Origin of the sequence: Planktothrix paucivesiculata PCC 9631 (assembly GCF_900009265.2) — a bacterium.
GTDB lineage: Bacteria > Cyanobacteriota > Cyanobacteriia > Cyanobacteriales > Microcoleaceae > Planktothrix > Planktothrix paucivesiculata.
In genome coordinates, this window is record NZ_LR735137.1 from 1 (window position 1) to 395 (window position 395).

Consider the following 395-nt stretch of genomic DNA (forward strand, 5'->3'; position numbering starts at 1 on the left):
ACCAAGGAATATCTTGCGGCCCTCTCCGAGAATCTAGGAATAGAGATTATCGCCCGAAACCCGTTAACCGGAAATCCGGCAATGGCGTTAATTCAAGTGTTTCAGGGTGGAAATAAAGCGAACTTGTCCGTATCTGGAACTTGGGTACATCCTCAAGTCGCAGTCCACCTGGCCATGTGGTTGAGTCCAGAGTTTGCAGTTCAGGTTACTCAATGGGTTGTGCAATGGATGTCGGGAACCGCTCAACCTCAATCCTCAGAACCCGCACAAATTAAAGCATGGACACCGCCGGAGTTGTACCCACAAATGACTCAAGCCGAATTTGAAGCCATCCCGATTGATGAGCAATGGATTTATTTGGAAACCCCACAGGAACGAAAGCAGCGACAGCGACA

The 395-nt window shown here is 49.1% G+C and carries 1 protein-coding gene; it reads left to right on the top strand.

All coding sequences use genetic code 11. The features are described from left to right. Positions 1–395 (top strand): KilA-N domain-containing protein (locus tag PL9631_RS25830; protein WP_197046542.1); only part of this gene is annotated, 395 nt, incomplete at both ends.